This is a genomic window from Kitasatospora sp. NPDC094015 (assembly GCF_040304075.1).
Classification (GTDB): domain Bacteria; phylum Actinomycetota; class Actinomycetes; order Streptomycetales; family Streptomycetaceae; genus Kitasatospora.
Map to the genome: position 1 here is coordinate 93,228 of NZ_JBEOUL010000012.1, position 17,143 is coordinate 110,370.

The window sequence follows — 17,143 nt, forward strand, 5'->3', positions numbered from 1 at the left end:
GATTGCCGGGTGCGGGTTGGCAGCGGGGCGCCGGGGATACACCCTCAGCAGCGGGGCGGATGTGCGACGAAGCCTCCCCCGCCCCCGTAGTTCCCACACTTCTCTCTCACGCCGTTCGGCGAGTCCTCCGGAAGGGGGCGTCAGGCATGACATCGATTGCGTCCGGATCACCTCGGCTGGGCGTCGGCATCGGCTGGCGATCGGAGATCGACACCGCGGTGGAGCGGCTGCCCGGCCTGGACTGGGTCGAGGTGGTGGCCGAGAACATCTGCGCCGGTCACCTGCCGGACTCCCTGCACGCGCTGCGGGCGCGCGGCGTCACGGTGGTGCCGCACGGCGTCTCGCTCGGCCTCGGCGGGGCCGACCTCCCCGACCCGGGCCGCCTCGCCCGGCTCGCCGAGGTCGCCGAGGCGGTGGCGGCGCCGCTGGTCACCGAGCACCTGGCGTTCGTCCGGGCCGGCGGCCTGGAGGCGGGCCACCTGCTGCCGGTGCCGCGCACCCGCGCATCGCTGCGGGTGATCGCGGAGAACGTCCGGATCGCCCAGCAGGAACTGCCGGTGCCGCTGGCGCTGGAGAACGTGGCGGCGCACCTGCGCTGGCCCGACGACGAGCTGTCCGAGGGGCAGTTCCTGGCCGAGCTGGTCGAGCGGACCGGGGTGCGGCTGCTGATCGACGTCGCCAACCTGCACACCAACCGGGTCAACCTCGGCCTCGACGTGACCGCCGAGCTCGACCGGCTGCCGCTGGAGGCGATCGCGTACGTGCACGTGGCGGGCGGGATCGAGCGGGACGGCGTGTGGCACGACACCCACGCGCACCCGGTCGGCCCGGCCGTGCTGGAGGTGCTCGCCGAGCTGTGCGCGCGCACCGACCCGCCCGGCGTGCTGCTCGAGCGGGACGAGAACTTCCCGCCGCCGGCCGAGCTGGCGGGCGAACTGGCGGCCGTCCGCCGGGTGCTGGAGCGGCAGGTGCAGCATGTCTGAACGGGACGAGTACCTGCACCGCGGCGAGCGCGCCGCCGACGCCGAACTGGTCGTCGCCAGGGCGGAGTTGGCCCGCCGGCAGACCGAACTGGTGGCGGCCCTGGTGGCCGGCGGTCCGGTGCCGGAGGGCTTCGACCCGGAGCAGGTCCGGATCCAGGCCGACGGGCTGGCGGCCAAGCGCCGGGAGACCGTCGCCCGGGTCGCGCCCGAGCTGGCGGCGATCCTCGGCGAGGCCTACCACCCGCTGTTCCGCCGGTACGCCGCGCAGCACCGGCAGACCGGCGGCTACCGGGCGGACGCCCGGGCCTTCGCCGAGTGGGCGCTCGCCGCCGAGGCGGCCACGCCCTGGCGCGGCGCGCTCGGGCAGTGGCTGCGGCCGGCGGCCGAGCGCCGCCCCCGCCGCCGGTGGGGCAACCGGTAGTCCCGGCCGGGACCCGGACAATCGACAACTTCCACGGGGGGAATCACCATGTGGCACACCGAATTCACGATCGCCGCCCTGCTGGTGGCGACCGCCATGATCTGGACCTCGATCGCGCTGCGCCGGATGCGCCGGGTCAGCGACCCGCAGGGGCTGCCCGGCCGCGGACTCCCGCTGCTGGACGCCGCCTTCCTGGCCGGCGGGCCCACCCGGGTGATCGACACCGTGATCGTCCGGATGGAGCGCGAGGGCCGGGTCGTGGTGGCCCGGGACAAGACGGTCACCGTCACCGACCCGGTTCCCCGGGACGCGGTGGAGGCGGCGCTGATCGAGGCCGCCGGGCCCGCGCGGCGGCTGGAGCTGGCCGCGCTGCGCAGGCTGGCGGTCCGGGCGCCCGCGGTGCAGCAGATCGGCGACCGGCTGGCCGCCCGCGGGCTGATGCGCCGCCCCGACCTGCACCGGGCCGTGGTCCGGGCCCGCCGGTTCTGGTGGCTGGCCATGCTGGCCACGGTGGTGCTCGGCGTGCTGGGCTCGATCGCCTGGGTGCAGCGGATCTCCGACGAGGCCGAGTTCTCCTTCCCGCCGTTCCCCGCCTTCGCCCTGCTGCTGATCGTGGGCGTGATCGGCCTGGTGGCCACCCGCCCCGGCCCGGCCCGGATCACCCCGGCGGGCCGCCGCCAGCTGTCCCTGATGAAGGACGGCACGCCCTGGCGCCCGCACGACGTCGCCGCCGGCCCCGAGGACCTGCTGCTGTACGGCGGGATGGCGCTGGGCGGTGCGGCGGTGCTGACCGACGAGGTGCTGCGGGACGCGATGGCCGCCCGGATGCAGTCCGCCGCCGCCTCCGGCTCGACGGGCACGGACTTCGGCGGCTCGACCACCTGGTGCGGGGCCGCCACCAGCAGCTGCAGCTCCTCGTCGAGCTGCGGGTCCTCCTCCAGCTGCGGATCGTCGAGCTGCGGCGGCAGCAGCAGCTGCGGGTCCTCGTCGAGCAGCTGCGGCTCGTCCTCCAGCAGCTGCGGCTCGTCCTCGAGTTGCGGGTCCTCCTCCAGCTGCGGGTCCAGCTGCGGAGGCGGCAGCAGCTGCGGCTCCTGACCTGCGGATCACGGTCACAGTTCGGTATCGCGGTCCGGGGTTCCGCTTCCACGGCGCCCCGGGCCGGTCTACAACAGCCACATGTGGCTGCTCCTGCTGATCCCCGCGTGCGTCACCGCCGTGGTGTCCTGTCTGCGGCTGGTGCGGGTCGCCGCCACCTTCGACCCGGTCGCGGACTGCGCGGCGGCCCGCCCGGACCAGCTGGCCGGCGTCGGACTGTACGAGACCGCGTACCTGGCGGGCGGCCCGACCCGGGTGGTCGACCTGGTGCTGGTGCTGATGGCGGGCCGGGGCCGGCTGCACCTGGCCCACACCGGCTGGACCACGGTGGTCGACCCGCAGGGCCGCAGCCGGCTGGAGCGCGCGGTGGTCGGCGCGGTCGGCACCGACGGCCAGTGCCGCACGGGGCGGCTGCGGGCCGCGCTGGCCGGGCACCCCACCGTGCTGGAGATCGGCGAACGCCTCGCGGCGGCCGGGCTGGCCACCCCGGCCGAGGTCCGCGAGCGCACCTCGCTGGCGCTGCGCCGGGTCCGGTACGCGTTCCTGCTCGGACTGGCCCTGCTGGCCGCGGCGCTGCTGGCGGGCCCGTCCGAACCGGGCGACACCACGGCGGCGCTCGCCTGGTTCTCGCTGCCGCTGATCCTGACCGGCGGCACCCTGCTGATGGCCCGGGTCGACGTGCAGCCCTACACCCGGTGGGCCGCTCCGGCCGGCGAGCGGGCACTGCGGTCCGCGGTCCTGCCCCGTCAGCACGGCGGGCCGGTGGACGAGGACGAGCGGGCCCTGCTCAGGGCGGTGGCGATGGAGGGCCCGGAGGCGGTCACGGACGCCCGGCTGCGGGCGGCGCTGCGGCACTGAGGTCCGCGCGCCCGCCCGCAGCCGGCGAGGGGCTCAGACCAGGCCGGCCAGCAGCTCCGCGACGGGCTTGCGGCGCCCGGTGAAGAACGGGACCTCCTCGCGCACGTGCAGCCGGGCGCGGGAGGGCCGCAGGTCGCGCATCAGGTCGACGATCCGGTGCAGCTCGTCCGCCTCGAAGGCGAGCAGCCACTCGTAGTCGCCGAGCGCGAACGAGGCCACCGTGTTGGCCCGCACGTCCGGGTAGCCGCGGGCCATCATGCCGTGCTCGGCGAGCATCGCCCGGCGCTCCTCGTCCGGGAGCAGGTACCACTCGTAGGAGCGCACGAACGGGTAGACGCAGATGTAGTCGCGGGCGCGCTCGTCGGCCAGGAACGCCGGGATGTGCGACTTGTTGAACTCGGCCGGGCGGTGCAGCGCCATGTTCGACCAGACCGGCTCCAGCGCCCGGCCGACGGCGGTGCGGCGGAAGCGGTTGTACGCCTCCTGCAGGTCGTCCGAGTCCTCCGCGTGCCACCAGACCATCAGGTCGGCGTCGGCCCGCAGGCCCGAGACGTCGTAGGTGCCGCGGACGGTCACGTCCTTGGCGTCCAGTTGCGCGAACAGCTCCTCCACCTCGGCGGCCAGCGCGGCCCGGTCCTCGGGCAGCTCACCCTTCAGCTTGAACACCGACCACATGGTGTAGCGGATGACCTGGTTGAGGTCGCGGGCCTTCTTCTTCACGGGCTGTTCAGTGGTCTCAGTCATGCGCCCATTGTCCCTTCCGCAACGGGTCCGCCCCGCGCCGGGGTCGGCCCGCCGGCGCGCTGCGCCAGCTCCGTCACCGCGCGGCGGGCGCCGGCGATGCAGGCGGGGATGCCCACCCCGTCGTAGGCCGCTCCGCACACCGCCAGCGCCCCGGCCCCCGCCACCGCGGCCCGGATCCGGGCCACCCGGTCCAGGTGCCCGACCGGGTACTGCGGCAGGCCGCCGGCCCACCGGGTCACCGCGCTGTCGTACGGCTTCGCGCGCAGCCCCACCGCCCGTTCCAGGTCCGCCAGCGACCGGGCCACCAGCTCCTCGTCCGGCAGCCCGAGCGCCTGCTCCTCGCGGTAGCGGCCGAGCGAGGTGCGCAGCAGGAAGGACTCGGGGGCGGCGCGCTCCAGCCAGCCCCACTTGTTGGAGGAGAAGGTCGAGGCCTTGATCGACCGGCCGTCGACCGGCGGGACCAGGAAGCCGCTGCCGGTGAGCGGCAGGGCCGGCCCGGTCCGCCGGAACGCCATGGTGACCAGCGCCATCCCGGCGTACTCGATGCCGTCCAGCTCGGTGGAGGCGGCGGGCAGTTCGGGCCGCAGCAGGGCGGCGGCCTGCGGGGCGGGGACGGCGAGCACCACGGCGTCCGCGGAGAACCGCTCGCCGCCGGCGACCAGCCGCCAGCCCTCCGGGGTGCGGCGCAGTTCGGTGACCGGGCTGCCGGTGCGCAGGTCGGCGCCGGCCGCGCGGCAGTACGCCGCGACGGCCTCGGGGAAGGTGCCGATGCCGCCGCGCAGCCCCTGGAAGACCGGGCCGCCGGCGCTCGCCCGGCCGGCCAGCGCGCCCACGCCCTCGACCAGCGAGCCGCCGGCCCGGACGATCGGGAGCAGGGCCGGGACGGCGGCGCGCAGCGAGATCTCGTCCGCCCGGCCCGCGTAGACGCCGCCGAGCAGCGGCTCGACCAGCCGGTCGACCACCTCGCGGCCGAGCCTGGCCGCGACGTAGGCGCCGATCGCGACGTCCTCGTCCGCCTCCCGGGCCTCGCCCGGCCCGGCGGGCACCTCGTGCCGGGCGCGGTCCAGCCCCTCGGGCGAGAGCACCCCGGAGGCGGCCAGCGCGTCCAGGTCGCCGGGGACGCCCATCAGCTGGCCGGCGGGCAGCAGGCGCAGGCCGCCCCTGGTCCAGACGGCGGCCTTGGCGGGGGTCGGCGGTTCCAGCGCGGGGCCCAGCCCGACCAGCCGGGCGAGTTCGACCGCCTCCGGCCGGCGGGCGAGCATCGACTCCGCCCCGAGGTCGACCCGGACGCCGCCGACCTCCCCCGCCATCAGCTTCCCGCCCAGCCGGTCGGAGCCCTCCAGGAGGGTGACCCGGCCCGGCGCGGCGCTCAGGAAGGCGGCCGCGGCGAGCCCCGCGATGCCACCACCGACCACGACGACGTGAGGTTCTGCCATGTCCGGAAGTCTCGCAGGTCCTCCTCAGCGGCCCCGGACCAGGCCGTCCAGGTACACGAGGACCGGGAACGGGAGCGGCCGCTCCAGCGTCCCCCGGAAGATGCCGACCGGCGCGTACGCGGAGGTTGACGGGTCCAGCTCGTAGGCGTGCACCACCGGACGCTCGTCCTCCTCCTCGACCAGCCAGTAGTGCGGGATGCCCGCCTCGGCGTACTTGCGCAGCTTCACCGTCCGGTCGCGGTGGGCGGACTCCGGCGACACCACCTCGACCACCAGCCGGACGTCCTGCGGGGCGAACCAGGTGCGGTCGGAGCGGAACGGGGCGGTCACCACGACGAGGTCCGGCTCCGGCCGGTTCCGGCTGTCCAGCCGGACCGTCATCTCGCGCTCCGGCTCGAATCCGTCCGGCGCCTGCGCGACCAGGGTGTTGGTGAGGGCGGTGACCACCCGGCCGTGCCAGTTCCGCTGCGGGGACATCATGAAGACGAGTGCTCCGTCGATCAGTTCGGTGTGCCGCGGAGCCTCGGGGAGCCGGTCGAGGTCCTCCGCGTACCAGCCCTCCGGGCGGGGCGGGCGCATCCACTCGGGCAGCGCAGTCATGCAGCCCACTGTAGCCATTCGCCAGGGCGGGCCGTCGACATCCGAACGCGGCCGGGGCGTGACCGAGTTGGGACCGGCCGGCGGGATCCTGCGGGGATCCGGCCGCGTCGGACCGGCAGGGCCGGCCACCGACGGGGTGCCGGAGACGACGGGGAGGGCCGGGAAGCATGGCGGTACGAAGAGTTGTGGCCGGGCTGGGGGTGGCGGCGGTGCTGCTGCTGAGCGGGTGCGGGGCCGGTTCGGGTGGGAACGGCGCCGCGGGTGACCGGGCGGCGGCGCCCGCCGTCGCCGAGGGCGGCAAGCCGGCCGTCGCGGACGGCGGGAAGGCGCCGGCGGACGCCAAGGCGGGCACCGGCGGCGCGGCCCAGCCCGCCGCGCAGCCCTCGGCGCCGGCCGCGGACCCGCGGTACATCGAGTACAAGGCGCAGCTGGGCCTGGAGGTGAAGGAGATCGGCACGGCGGTGACGGCGGCCACCGCCGCGGCGCAGGCCGCCGGCGGGTACGTCTCCGCGCAGAACGTCTCCGGCACGGACGCCCAGCTCACCCTGAAGGTGCCCGCCGGCGGCCACCAGCAGGCGCTGGACCAGCTCACCGCGCTCGGCAGCAGGACGCTGCGGCTGACCAGCCAGGCGGACGACCTGACCCAGCAGGTGGTGGACGTCGACAGCCGGGTGAAGTCCCAGCAGGCCAGCGTGGACCGGGTGCGGGCACTGATGGCGGACGCGAAGACGCTGGCGGAGGTGGTCTCGCTGGAGAGCGAGCTGAGCCGGCGGGAGGCCGATCTGGAGTCGTTGAAGAGCCAGCAGCAGGCGCTGTCCGGGCGGACCTCGTTCTCCACCATCACCCTGGAGCTGCACACCGAGCGGGCCGCCGAGCCGGCCCCGGCGAAGCCGCACCACGACGGGCTGTGGGCCGCGGTCGGCCACGCGGCGGGCGGGGGCTGGCACGTGCTGGTCGCGATCGTCCGGGGCCTGCTGGTGGCGCTGGCCGCGATGGCGCCGTTCCTGCTGGTCGCGGTGCCGGCCGGGCTGCTGCTCAGGTGGCGGCTCGGTCGGCGGCGCACCGCGCGCCCCGAGCCCTCGCCGGCCCCGCCGGTGGAGCCGCCGGCCGGCCCGACCCCGCCGCAGTGACCCCACCGCAGTGACTCGGACGCAGTGACGGGTGCGCCCGGTGCCCCCGCCTGATCGGCGGGGAGCACCGGGCGCACCGGGATCAGCGGGCGCTGGCCTCGTGCACGAAGGCGACCAGCCGGCTCAGCGCGTCCGGGTCCATGCTCGGCATCACGCCGTGGCCCAGGTTGAAGATGTGGTGGCTGTCGCCGACCGCCCGGGCAGCGGCGTCCAGCACCTCGCGGGCCTCGGCCTCCACCACCGGGGTGGGCGCGTACAGCACGGCCGGGTCCAGGTTGCCCTGCAGGCCCTTGCCGGGGCCGACCCGCTCGGCGGCGACGTCCAGCGGCACCCGCCAGTCCACCCCGACGATGTCCGCGCCGGCCTGGCCCATCAGGCCGAGCAGCTCGCCGGTGTTGACGCCGAAGTGGATCCGCGGCACGCCGTACGGGGCGACGGCGTCGAAGACCTTGGTGCTGGCGGGCAGCACCGAGCGGCGGTAGTCGTCGGGGGCGAGCGCGCCGGCCCAGGAGTCGAAGAGCTGGATCGCGGAGGCGCCGGCCTCGATCTGGATCTTCAGGAAGGCCGCCGTGATGCCGGCCAGCCGGTCGACCAGCTCGGCCCACAGCTCGGGCGCGCCGTACATCATGGCCTTGGTGTTCTCGTAGCTCTTGGACGGGCCGCCCTCGACCAGGTAGCTGGCCAGGGTGAACGGCGCACCGGCGAAGCCGATCAGCGGCGTGCTGCCGAGCTCGTCCACCAGCAGGCCGACCGCCTCGGTGATGTACGGCATGTCGTCCGGCTCCAGCGGGCGCAGCCGCTGGAGGTCGGCGGCGGTGCGGATCGGGTCGGCGATCACCGGGCCGACCCCGCCCTTGATCTCGACGTCGATGCCGACGGCCTTGAGCGGGACCACGATGTCGCTGAAGAAGATCGCGGCGTCCACCTTGTGCCGGCGCACCGGCTGGAGGGTGATCTCCTTCACCAGCTCCGGCTGCATGCAGGACTCCAGCATCGGAATCCCCTCACGCACCTTCAGGTACTCCGGCAGCGAGCGGCCGGCCTGCCGCATGAACCAGACCGGGGTGTGCGGCACCGGCTCGCCCCGGGCAGCCCGCAGGAACGCGGAGTCGTACGCGGCGCCGCGGCGCGCGAGGGGCTGCTGACCGGTCTGGGCTGCGGGGGTGGCCGCGGAAGTCTCGCTCACGCCCCAAATCTTCGCACGCGCCCCGCGCACCCCCGTCCCGGGCGGGTCGTGGATTCGTCCAAGATGCCCGGCTCGTGGCCCGCCCGGCACGCCGGACCGGCGAAAGGTGCTCGGAATGCGGCGCCGCGCCGCCTAGTCTTCAGACCATGGCAGCGGTCGGCGGGCACCCCGCACACGGTGGAGGTACGGGCAAGGAGTCGGCGCCGATCGAGTTCCGGGACGCGGTCGAGGCGCTGGCCGGGGCCCGGTTGCGCCCCGAGCTGGTGCTCACGCCCACCCCCGCGCCGCGCCGGCTGGCCCCGTTCGCGTACGCGATCGGCGCGACGGTCGAGGTGGACGGCGAGGAGCTGGCCGACGGCCGGCTGGTGCTGCTGCACGACCCGGCCGGCCAGGAGCCCTGGCACGGCGACTTCCGGGTGGTGACCATGGCGCGGGCCGAGCTGGAGCCCGAGATGGCCGGCGACCCGCTGCTCTCCGAGGTCGGCTGGGCCTGGCTGATGGACGCCCTGCAGGCGCACGGCGCCGGGTACACGGCGCCCGGCGGCACGGTGACCCGGTGCGCCTCGCAGTACTTCGGCGCGCTCGCCGACCGGCCGTCCTCCACCGAGATCGAGCTGCGCGCCTCCTGGACCCCGTCCGACGGCCGGTTCGAACGGCACCTGGCGGCCTGGGGCGACCTGCTGTGCATCTGCGCCGGCCTGCCGCCGGCGGTGCCCGCCCCGCTGCCGCTGGCGGACGCCCCGTCACTCGGCGGAGTGGTCCCGATGCCCGCGCGCCGCCGTCCGCGCTCCCACTGAGGGGGGCATCGCCGCACGCGCGACCCGGCGCCACCCGCAGGGCTGACGGAGTGTGACTTCCGTCGCGGTCTGTGTCAATTACCGGACCAAACTTGACCAACCGAGGTCACAGATTGATCGACCTTGTGCGATTTCTGGGCATGTCGCATCAGTCACCTGCGCGATTTGTCCGTATTGTTACTCACTAGATCGTGATCATTCGCTAAAGCCGGGCACGCATGCTGCCGAAGGTGTCAGTGACCCTTTCCACACGCGGAACACTCCGACCGCCCCATCGGGGTTCCGTCCGCCACTCCCCACAGGAGGCCTGGTGTCGGTCCTTCTCGAGCACCCCGCAAACGTGGTCGCGTACCGTCCGACGAAGCCCACCGCCATGGTGGTCATCGCCGACCCACGCGTCCGAAACACCGTCACCCGCCACCTGTGGGCCCTGGGTGTGCGCGACGTCATCGAGGTCTCCTCGATCGCCGAGGCCCGCCCCCGGGTCACCACCCCCCGGGACATCTGCATCGCCGATGTCCACCTGCCCGACGGCTCCGGGCTGACCATCCTCGCCGAGACCCGCGCCGCGGGCTGGCCCAACGGCCTGGCGCTCTCCGCCGCCGACGACATCGGCGCGGTCCGCAGCGCGCTGGCCGGCGGCGTCAAGGGCTACGTGGTCACCGGGACGCGGACCAACGTCGCGATGCCCGGCCGCCCCGGACTGCCGCTCGGCGCGGCCGGGATGGCCGGCCGGATGCGGCGACCCGGGATGCCGGGGGTGCCCGGCGCGGTCGGAGCCCCCGGTGCGCCCGGCGCACCCGGTGCTCCCGGGGCGCAGACCTCGGCCTACCGGGAGCTGTCCGGCCGCGAGGTCGAGGTGCTCCGGCTGGTCGCCGAGGGCCAGTCCAACAAGGCGATCGGCGTCGCGATGGGCCTGTCCGCGCTGACGGTCAAGAGCCACCTGGCCCGGATCGCCCGCAAGCTGGGCACCGGCGACCGGGCCGGCATGGTCGCCGTCGCACTGCGGACGGGCATCATCCACTGACCCGGCTCACACCTGCCCGACACAGCGGTGGCGGCCCGGAGGAACGTTTCCTCCGGGCCGCCGTCTTTTTCACCGTCCCTCCCCCGTCCGTGCGCCGATCGCCCCCGTCCGTCCGCTCCGCCGCCGCCCCGGCATATGTCCGGACCCGGTCTGACCAGTCCGACAACACTCCCGGGAGCGGGTGCCGTCGTACCCTTGGGGGGTGACCGACGCCGTAGCAGCCATCCCAGACGAAGAAGCCCCGGTCCCGCTCCTCGAACCGAGGGAGGGGCTGCCACCCGTCGTGGCCGACCAGGAGGCCCTGGCCGAGACCGTCGCCGCCTTCGCGGCCGGCACCGGCCCGGTCGCCGTGGACGCCGAACGGGCCTCCGGCTACCGCTACGGCCAGCGCGCCTACCTGATCCAGCTCCGGCGGGCGGGCGCCGGCACCGCGCTGATCGACCCGATCGCCTGCCCCGACCTCGGTGAGCTGGGCGAAGCCCTGGCCGACACCGAATGGGTGGTGCACGCGGCCACCCAGGACCTGCCCTGCCTGTCCGAGGTCGGCATGCGCCCGCGCCGGCTGTTCGACACCGAGCTGGCCGGACGGCTGGCCGGCTTCCCCCGGGTCGGGCTCGGCCCGATGACCGAGAACGTGCTCGGGCTCTCGCTCGCCAAGGAGCACTCGGCGGTGGACTGGTCCACCCGCCCGCTGCCCGAGCCCTGGCTGCGGTACGCCGCCCTGGACGTCGAGGTGCTGGTCGAGCTGCGCGACGCGCTCGAGCGGGAGCTGGACGCCCAGGGGAAGCTCGGCTGGGCGCTGGAGGAGTTCGCGGCGCTGGTCGACGCCCCCAAGCCGGCCCCCCGGGTCGACCCCTGGCGGCGCACCTCGCAGCTGCACAAGGTCCGCCGCCGCCGCCAGCTGGCCGCCGTCCGCGAGCTCTGGCAGACCCGGGACCGGATCGCCCGCGAGCGCGACGTCTCGCCCGGCCGGGTGCTGCCCGACCTCGCGATCGTCAACGCCGCGCTGGCGATGCCGCTGAACGCCCCGGCGCTGCTGGCCGTCTCCGGCTTCGGCCCCCGGGTCAACCGCCGGCAGCTCGACCAGTGGCTGGCCGCGCTGCAGCGGGCCCGGGAGATCCCGGAGAACCAGCTGCCGCCGTCCTCCGCACCGCACGACGGCCCGCCGCCGCCGCGGGCCTGGGCGGACAAGGACCCGGTGGCCGCGGCCCGGCTCACCGCCGCCCGCGCCGCCGTCGCGGCCCTGGCCGAGCAGCACAACCTGCCGGCCGAGAACCTGATCACCCCGGACCTGGTGCGCCGGGTCTCCTGGGAGCCGCCGGCCGAGGCCACGGCCGAGACCGTGGCAGCGGCGCTGCGCCGCCTGGGTGCCCGCCGGTGGCAGACCGAGCTGGTCGGGGCGGCACTGGCCACCGCGTTCGACGAGCCGCCCGCTCCGGCCGAGTAGGCGGCGGTCCGTCCCGCGGGGAGCGCCGGGGGAACCCGGCGCCCCCTGCGCGGTTTGCGCGGACACGTGTCGGGGGACACACGGGCAGATCCGGTGGTGGGCTATGGGCAACCTAGTTACCGGCGGGTAGCATGACCGTGAAGCAGCGCCGCTCCACCCGTGGGCCGGGGTCTGCGTACCACGTCATCCCCCTGGGAGGAGAGCCCCCGTGCCTCGTACCGCGAGGGACGTCGTCTTCGTCGACGGCGTCCGCACCCCGTTCGGCAAGGCCGGCCCGAAGGGCATCTACCACGAGACCCGTGCCGACGACCTGGTCGTCAAGTGCATCCGTGAGCTCGTGCGCCGCAACCCGAACCTGCCCGTCGAGCGGATCGACGAGGTCGCCGTCGCGGCCACCACGCAGATCGGCGACCAGGGTCTGACCATCGGCCGCACCGCCGCGCTGCTGGCCGGCCTGCCGAAGTCCGTCCCGGGCTACTCCATCGACCGGATGTGTGCCGGTGCGCTGACCGCCGTCACCGCGACCGCGGGCGGCATCGCCTTCGGCGCGTACGACATCGTGGTCGCCGGTGGCGTCGAGCACATGGGCCGGCACCCGATGGGCGAGGGCGTGGACCCGAACCCGCGCTTCGTCTCGGAGAAGCTGGTCGACGAGTCCGCCCTGTTCATGGGCATGACCGCGGAGAACCTGCACGACCGCTTCCCGCACCTGACCAAGGAGCGCTGCGACGCCTACGCCGTGCGCTCCCAGGAGAAGGCCGCCAAGGCGTACGCCAACGGCGACATCCAGCCCGACCTGGTGCCGATCGCGATCCGGAACACCAACCCCGAGGTCGGCGAGACCGGCTGGGGCCTGGCGACCACGGACGAGCCGATGCGCCCAGGCACCACGATGGAGTCGCTGGCGAACCTGAAGACCCCGTTCCGCCCGCACGGCAACATCACCGCGGGCAACTCGGCCGGCCTCAACGACGGCGCCACCGCCTCGCTGCTCGCCGCCGAGGACGTCGCCGAGGAGCTCGGCCTCCCGGTCAAGATGCGCATGGTCTCGTACGCCTTCGCCGGCGTCGAGCCCGAGGTGATGGGCATCGGCCCCGTCCCGGCGACCGAGAAGGCGCTGGCCAAGGCCGGCCTGACGATCGACGACATCCAGGCCTTCGAGGTCAACGAGGCCTTCGCCGTCCAGGTGCTGTCCTTCCTGGACCACTACGGGATCGCGGACGACGACGAGCGGGTCAACCCGTACGGCGGCGCCATCGCCTTCGGCCACCCGCTGGCCTCCTCGGGCGTGCGCCTGATGAACCAGCTGGCCCGCCGCTTCGAGCAGCGCCCCGACGTCCGGTACGGCCTGACCACCATGTGCATCGGCTTCGGCATGGGCGGGACCATCATCTGGGAGAACCCGCACTTCGAGGGTGGTAAGTGATCATGAGCACCACTGAGCTGCTGCAGCGCGCCGCCGAGCTGTTCCCCGGCGAGGTCGTCACCACCGCGCACGTACGCCACCTGGACCTGCCGCTGCAGGCCGGCAAGCTGGCGCTGATCACCCTGGACAACGGCTTCGACCACACCAAGCCGACCACCTTCGGCCCCGGCTCGCTGGCCAAGCTGTCCGAGGCGCTGGACCAGGTCGAGGCCGAGGCCGCCGCCGGTGGCATCGTCGCCGTCGCGATCACCGGCAAGCCGTTCATCTTCGCGGTCGGCGCCGACCTCAAGGGTGTCGAGGTGCTCAAGGAGCACAGCGACGCGCTGGCCATCGGCAAGGGCGGCCACGACGTCTTCAAGCGGATCGCCGCGCTGCCCGTCCCCAGCTTCGCGTTCTACAACGGCGCGGCGATGGGCGGCGGCGTCGAGGTCGGCCTGCACGCCACCTACCGCACCGTCAGCTCCGGCGTCCCGGCGTTCTCGCTGCCCGAGGTCTTCCTCGGCCTCGTCCCCGGCTGGGGCGGCTGCACCATCCTGCCGAACCTGATCGGCCCGGCGAAGGCCGTCAAGGTCATCATCGAGAACTCGATGAGCCAGAACAAGCAGCTCAAGGGCAAGGAGGTGTTCGAGCTCGGCATCGCGGACGCGATCTTCGAGCCGGCCGACTTCCTGGAGCAGTCGCTGAACTGGGCCGCCTCCGTGCTCACCGGCGCCACCGAGGTGGCGCGCGAGGAGATCGACCGCGGGAAGGCCTGGGACGACGCCGTCGCCTGGGGCCGCCTGGTCGCCGACTCCAAGGTGCACGGCGCCGCGCCGGCCGCCTACAAGGCGCTGGACATCATCGCCCAGGTCAAGGACCAGGACCTGCAGGCCGGCTTCGACGCCGAGGACGCGGCCCTGGCCGACCTCATCATGAGCGGCGAGCTGCGCAGCGGCATCTACGCCTTCAACCTGGTGCAGCGCCGGGCCAAGAAGCCGTTCGGCGCGCCGGACAAGTCGCTGGCCCGCCCGGTCTCCAAGGTCGGCGTGGTCGGCGCCGGTCTGATGGCCTCCCAGCTGGCGCTGCTGTTCGCCCGCCGGATGGAGGTGCCGGTCGTCCTGACCGACATCGACCAGGAGCGCATCGACAAGGGCGTGGGCTACGTCCACGGCGAGATCGACAAGCTGCTGGAGAAGGGCCGGATCGGCAAGGACAAGGCCAACAAGCTCAAGGGCCTGGTCTCCGGTCACCTGGACAAGGCCGTCGCCTTCGGGGACGCGGACTTCGTGATCGAGGCCGTGTTCGAGGAGATGGGCGTCAAGCAGAACGTGCTGGCGGAGCTGGAGGCCGTGGTCGCGCCGACCACCATCCTGGCCACCAACACCTCCTCGCTGTCGGTCACCGAGATGGCGTCGAAGCTGGAGCACCCGGAGCGGGTCGTCGGCTTCCACTTCTTCAACCCGGTCGCGATCCTCCCGCTGCTGGAGATCGTCCGCGCCGAGAAGACCGACGAGGGCTCGCTGGCCACCGCGTTCGGGGTCGCCCGCAAGCTGAAGAAGACCGCCGTGCTGACCAAGGACGCCCCGGCGTTCGTGGTCAACCGGATCCTGCTGCGCTTCATGGACGCCATCCAGGGCGCCATCGACGAGGGCACCCCGATCGAGACGGTCGAGAAGGCCGTGCTGCCGCTCGGCCTGCCGATGTCGCCGATCGTGCTGCTGGAGCTGGTCGGCCCGGCCATCGCGCTGCACGTGTCGGAGACCCTGGCCGCGGCGTTCCCGGAGCGGTTCACGGTGTCGGAGAACCTCGGCAAGCTGGTCAAGGCCGGCAAGCGGGGCTTCTACGTCTGGCAGGACGGCCAGCAGGTGCTGGACCCCGAGGTGCTGGCGCTGCTGTCGTTCGGCACCACCGTGCTCACCGAGGAGCAGGTCCTCGCGCGGGCGCTGGAGGCCGTCGCGCAGGAGATCGGCCTGATGCTGGACGAGGGTGTCGTCGGCGAGGCGCAGGACATCGACCTGTGCATGATCACCGGCGCGGGCTGGCCCTTCCACCTGGGCGGGATCACCCCGTACCTGGACCGTGAGGGCGTCTCGGAGCGGGTGAACGGGAAGCGGTTCCTGGCCCCGGGTGTGGCGTCGATCCCGGCCTGACGGATCTGATCGAGGACGGCGGAGTGGCCCTGCGGGGCTGCTCCGCCGTTCTGCTTTTGAAGGCAGGCAGGCTGCGGGGAGGGGGCTTCCGGGGTCGCGCAGTTCCCCGCGCCCCTGGGGGGTGGGGGGTGACCGGGAGGCGCAGGGTGCGGGAGGGGAGCTTCCGAGGGCGCGCAGTTCCCCGCGCCCCTGCGGCCGCGGCGGGTCAGCGCTTGAGGCGGTAGATGACGGTGTCGCCGGTCATGCCGACGACCTCGTAGTAGGACTCGAGGAGGGTCTCGATCCGGGGGACCAGCTCGGGGTTGTACGGGGCGGTGCCGGAGTCGTCGACCACGACCTCGGGGAGGTTCTTGTGCATCTCGGCGTCGAAGGTCTGCCAGGCCTCGGAGACGCTGTACTGCTCGCCGACCTGCTGGCCGTCCTTGCCGCCGCTGAAGTTGGTGAGGAAGCCGGCCGTCAGGTAGCGGGAGGCGGGGCGGCGGTCCGCCAGCCAGTAGAGCTCCGGGTGCATGCCCCAGACCAGGACGGTGTCCTTCTTGGTGGTCTGGGCGGCGACGGCGGTGGCCACCTCGGTGGTCTGGGTGAGCCGCTGGCCGGGCCAGAAGACCGCCAGGCCCCAGAAGAAGGTCGCGGCCGCGGCGGAGTACACCAGCACCGGCCGCCAGCGCACGGCGGAGGTGGAGACGGCGCCGACGCCGAGCATCACCAGGGGCGGCATCAGCTGGAGGTAGTAGTGGCCGAAGAAGTGGAAGCCGACGCTGACCGCGACCACCGAGGAGAGCAGCCAGAACCACAGGTCGCTGGTGGAGCCGTGCTCCTCGGCCGCGGCCGGTGACGGCAGTCCGCGGCGGCGCCGCAGCCAGAGGCGGTAGGCGACGGGTGCCAGGAAGCCGAGCCCGGCCGCGAGCAGGATGCCGGAGTTGCCGAGTGCGCGGCCGAGCATCTGGAGCCAGTTGGAGCCCAGCGTGGCGTAGTCCCCGCTGCCGGTGACCACCCAGAACAGGAAGCCCTTGGGCTTGGTGAGGATCGCGGCGACCAGCGCTATCGGCAGCGCGAAGCCGAACCCGATCTTGAACAGGGCGGGCTGCCAGCGCACCCCGCGGTGCCGGGCGTCCTGGAACAGCATCCAGAGCACCGGCAGCATCACGGCCCCGCCGGTCTGCTTGGTGAGCGAGCAGAGCGCCACCGCGATGCCGGCGGCCAGCCAGCGCCGCCGCTCGGCGTACCGGAAGGCGGCCACCATGGCGGGCAGCATGAAGACCTCGAAGGTCGCCGCCTGGGTGTCCTCCGGGGAGAGCCCGATGGAGAGCAGCAGGTAGAGCAGTCCGGCCGCGGCGCCGGCCCGGTTGCCCCAGCGGCCGCGGGCCAGTGAGGCCAGCAGCACGGCGGTGACCAGGTGGGCGACTATCGCCAGGGTCCGCAGCGGCCAGAGCGAGGCCGAGCCGAACACCGCGAAGCAGGCCTCGTACAGCCAGGGCAGCAGCGGTGGCTTGCGGTCGACCACGGTGTCGTACAGGACGCCGCCGTCGGCCAGCATCCGGGCCTGGGTGGCGAGGTAGCCCTCGTCCGGGCTCCACACCGGTCGCAGGAAGGACGGGATGTGGGTGACCACCGCGAGCAGGGCGAGCACCGGCACCAGCCTGGTCCAGTACCCGGTCCGGACGCGTTCGGGCACGCGTGCGGTCAGGGCGGCGAGGCGGGTGGTGAGTGGCACAGGTGACAACCTACCGGGCAGTTCTGGCGCGGGCGCTGCCGGTCCCGGCATCGGTACGACAATAGTCCGATCGTGGGCGACGGAGCATGGTATTAGGGCACGGACCCCGCAGCGCGCGGCCCCGGGAGCGGACGGTGCCGCTCCCGGGGC

Annotated in this window: 13 protein-coding genes and 1 pseudogene; 9 read left to right on the forward strand and 5 right to left on the reverse strand. The window is 74.0% G+C overall.

Annotation, left to right across the window (positions count from 1 at the left end):
• The first annotated feature begins 146 nt into the window (after nucleotides 1-146).
• The 3 genes and pseudogenes from ABT014_RS17095 (at nucleotide 147) to ABT014_RS17105 (ending at nucleotide 3,357) form a co-directional block, all read left to right on the forward strand.
• Nucleotides 147-1,404: pseudogene (locus tag ABT014_RS17095) on the forward strand (MbnB/TglH/ChrH family RiPP precursor modification enzyme).
• Between the two features lie 48 nt (nucleotides 1,405-1,452).
• Nucleotides 1,453-2,499 carry a TIGR04222 domain-containing membrane protein gene (locus tag ABT014_RS17100; protein ID WP_350639568.1) on the forward strand — a complete coding sequence of 349 codons (1,047 nt, stop codon included), beginning with the start codon at nucleotides 1,453-1,455 and terminating at the stop codon, nucleotides 2,497-2,499.
• Between the two features lie 81 nt (nucleotides 2,500-2,580).
• Nucleotides 2,581-3,357, forward strand: coding sequence for a TIGR04222 domain-containing membrane protein (locus tag ABT014_RS17105; RefSeq protein ID WP_350639569.1), 777 nt, complete (start codon nucleotides 2,581-2,583; stop codon nucleotides 3,355-3,357).
• Nucleotides 3,358-3,390: 33 nt separating this feature from the next.
• Here the strand turns inward: ABT014_RS17105 and hemQ are convergent, their stop codons facing one another.
• The 3 genes from hemQ to ABT014_RS17120 are packed head-to-tail and all read right to left on the reverse strand — an operon-like array spanning nucleotide 3,391 to nucleotide 6,137.
• Complete coding sequence (gene hemQ, locus ABT014_RS17110) at nucleotides 3,391-4,101, reverse strand: hydrogen peroxide-dependent heme synthase (RefSeq protein WP_350639570.1); 711 nt, start codon at nucleotides 4,099-4,101, stop codon at nucleotides 3,391-3,393.
• Entirely contained in the window at nucleotides 4,098-5,537 is a 1,440-nt protein-coding gene (gene hemG / locus ABT014_RS17115) for a protoporphyrinogen oxidase (RefSeq protein ID WP_350639571.1), read from the reverse strand. The genes hemQ and hemG overlap by 4 nt, the downstream gene beginning before the upstream one ends.
• A gap of 24 nt (nucleotides 5,538-5,561) precedes the next feature.
• On the reverse strand, nucleotides 5,562-6,137 hold the full coding sequence (locus ABT014_RS17120; RefSeq protein WP_350639572.1) for a Uma2 family endonuclease: 576 nt from the start codon (nucleotides 6,135-6,137) through the stop codon (nucleotides 5,562-5,564).
• Between the two features lie 167 nt (nucleotides 6,138-6,304).
• Between ABT014_RS17120 and ABT014_RS17125 the strand changes: the two genes are divergently transcribed.
• Complete coding sequence (locus ABT014_RS17125) at nucleotides 6,305-7,267, forward strand: DUF4349 domain-containing protein (RefSeq protein ID WP_350639573.1); 963 nt, start codon at nucleotides 6,305-6,307, stop codon at nucleotides 7,265-7,267.
• An 82-nt stretch (nucleotides 7,268-7,349) separates the two neighbouring features.
• On the opposite strand, the gene hemE is transcribed toward ABT014_RS17125, so the two are convergent.
• Complete coding sequence (hemE, locus tag ABT014_RS17130) at nucleotides 7,350-8,453, reverse strand: uroporphyrinogen decarboxylase (protein ID WP_502894995.1); 1,104 nt, start codon at nucleotides 8,451-8,453, stop codon at nucleotides 7,350-7,352.
• Nucleotides 8,454-8,599: 146 nt separating this feature from the next.
• Between hemE and ABT014_RS17135 the strand changes: the two genes are divergently transcribed.
• From ABT014_RS17135 to ABT014_RS17155, 5 genes are all read left to right on the forward strand, one after another.
• Nucleotides 8,600-9,250, forward strand: a complete 651-nt coding sequence (locus ABT014_RS17135) for a DUF3000 domain-containing protein (protein WP_350639574.1) — start codon at nucleotides 8,600-8,602, stop codon at nucleotides 9,248-9,250.
• 310 nt (nucleotides 9,251-9,560) lie between these two features.
• On the forward strand, nucleotides 9,561-10,277 hold the full coding sequence (locus ABT014_RS17140) for a LuxR C-terminal-related transcriptional regulator (protein WP_350639575.1): 717 nt from the start codon (nucleotides 9,561-9,563) through the stop codon (nucleotides 10,275-10,277).
• 202 nt (nucleotides 10,278-10,479) lie between these two features.
• Nucleotides 10,480-11,724, forward strand: a complete 1,245-nt coding sequence (locus tag ABT014_RS17145) for an HRDC domain-containing protein (RefSeq protein ID WP_350639576.1) — start codon at nucleotides 10,480-10,482, stop codon at nucleotides 11,722-11,724.
• Between the two features lie 208 nt (nucleotides 11,725-11,932).
• Nucleotides 11,933-13,150 carry a thiolase family protein gene (locus ABT014_RS17150; protein ID WP_350639577.1) on the forward strand — a complete coding sequence of 406 codons (1,218 nt, stop codon included), beginning with the start codon at nucleotides 11,933-11,935 and terminating at the stop codon, nucleotides 13,148-13,150.
• Nucleotides 13,150-15,279, forward strand: a complete 2,130-nt coding sequence (locus tag ABT014_RS17155) for a 3-hydroxyacyl-CoA dehydrogenase NAD-binding domain-containing protein (RefSeq protein WP_502895003.1) — start codon at nucleotides 13,150-13,152, stop codon at nucleotides 15,277-15,279. Before ABT014_RS17150 ends, ABT014_RS17155 begins: the two co-directional genes overlap by 1 nt.
• Nucleotides 15,280-15,484: 205 nt before the next feature.
• Here the strand turns inward: ABT014_RS17155 and ABT014_RS17160 are convergent, their stop codons facing one another.
• Nucleotides 15,485-17,044 carry an ArnT family glycosyltransferase gene (locus ABT014_RS17160; protein WP_502894996.1) on the reverse strand — a complete coding sequence of 520 codons (1,560 nt, stop codon included), beginning with the start codon at nucleotides 17,042-17,044 and terminating at the stop codon, nucleotides 15,485-15,487.
• Nucleotides 17,045-17,143 lie beyond the last annotated feature (99 nt).

Coding starts and splice junctions, on each gene's coding strand:
- ABT014_RS17120 (WP_350639572.1), bottom strand. CDS start 6,137: ATGACTGCGCTGCCCGAGTGGATGCGCCCGCCCCGCCCGGAGGGCTGG.
- ABT014_RS17135 (WP_350639574.1), top strand. CDS start 8,600: ATGGCAGCGGTCGGCGGGCACCCCGCACACGGTGGAGGTACGGGCAAG.
- hemQ (WP_350639570.1), bottom strand. CDS start 4,101: ATGACTGAGACCACTGAACAGCCCGTGAAGAAGAAGGCCCGCGACCTC.
- ABT014_RS17100 (WP_350639568.1), top strand. CDS start 1,453: ATGTGGCACACCGAATTCACGATCGCCGCCCTGCTGGTGGCGACCGCC.
- ABT014_RS17160 (WP_502894996.1), bottom strand. CDS start 17,044: ATGCCGGGACCGGCAGCGCCCGCGCCAGAACTGCCCGGTAGGTTGTCA.
- ABT014_RS17105 (WP_350639569.1), top strand. CDS start 2,581: ATGTGGCTGCTCCTGCTGATCCCCGCGTGCGTCACCGCCGTGGTGTCC.
- ABT014_RS17125 (WP_350639573.1), top strand. CDS start 6,305: ATGGCGGTACGAAGAGTTGTGGCCGGGCTGGGGGTGGCGGCGGTGCTG.
- hemG (WP_350639571.1), bottom strand. CDS start 5,537: ATGGCAGAACCTCACGTCGTCGTGGTCGGTGGTGGCATCGCGGGGCTC.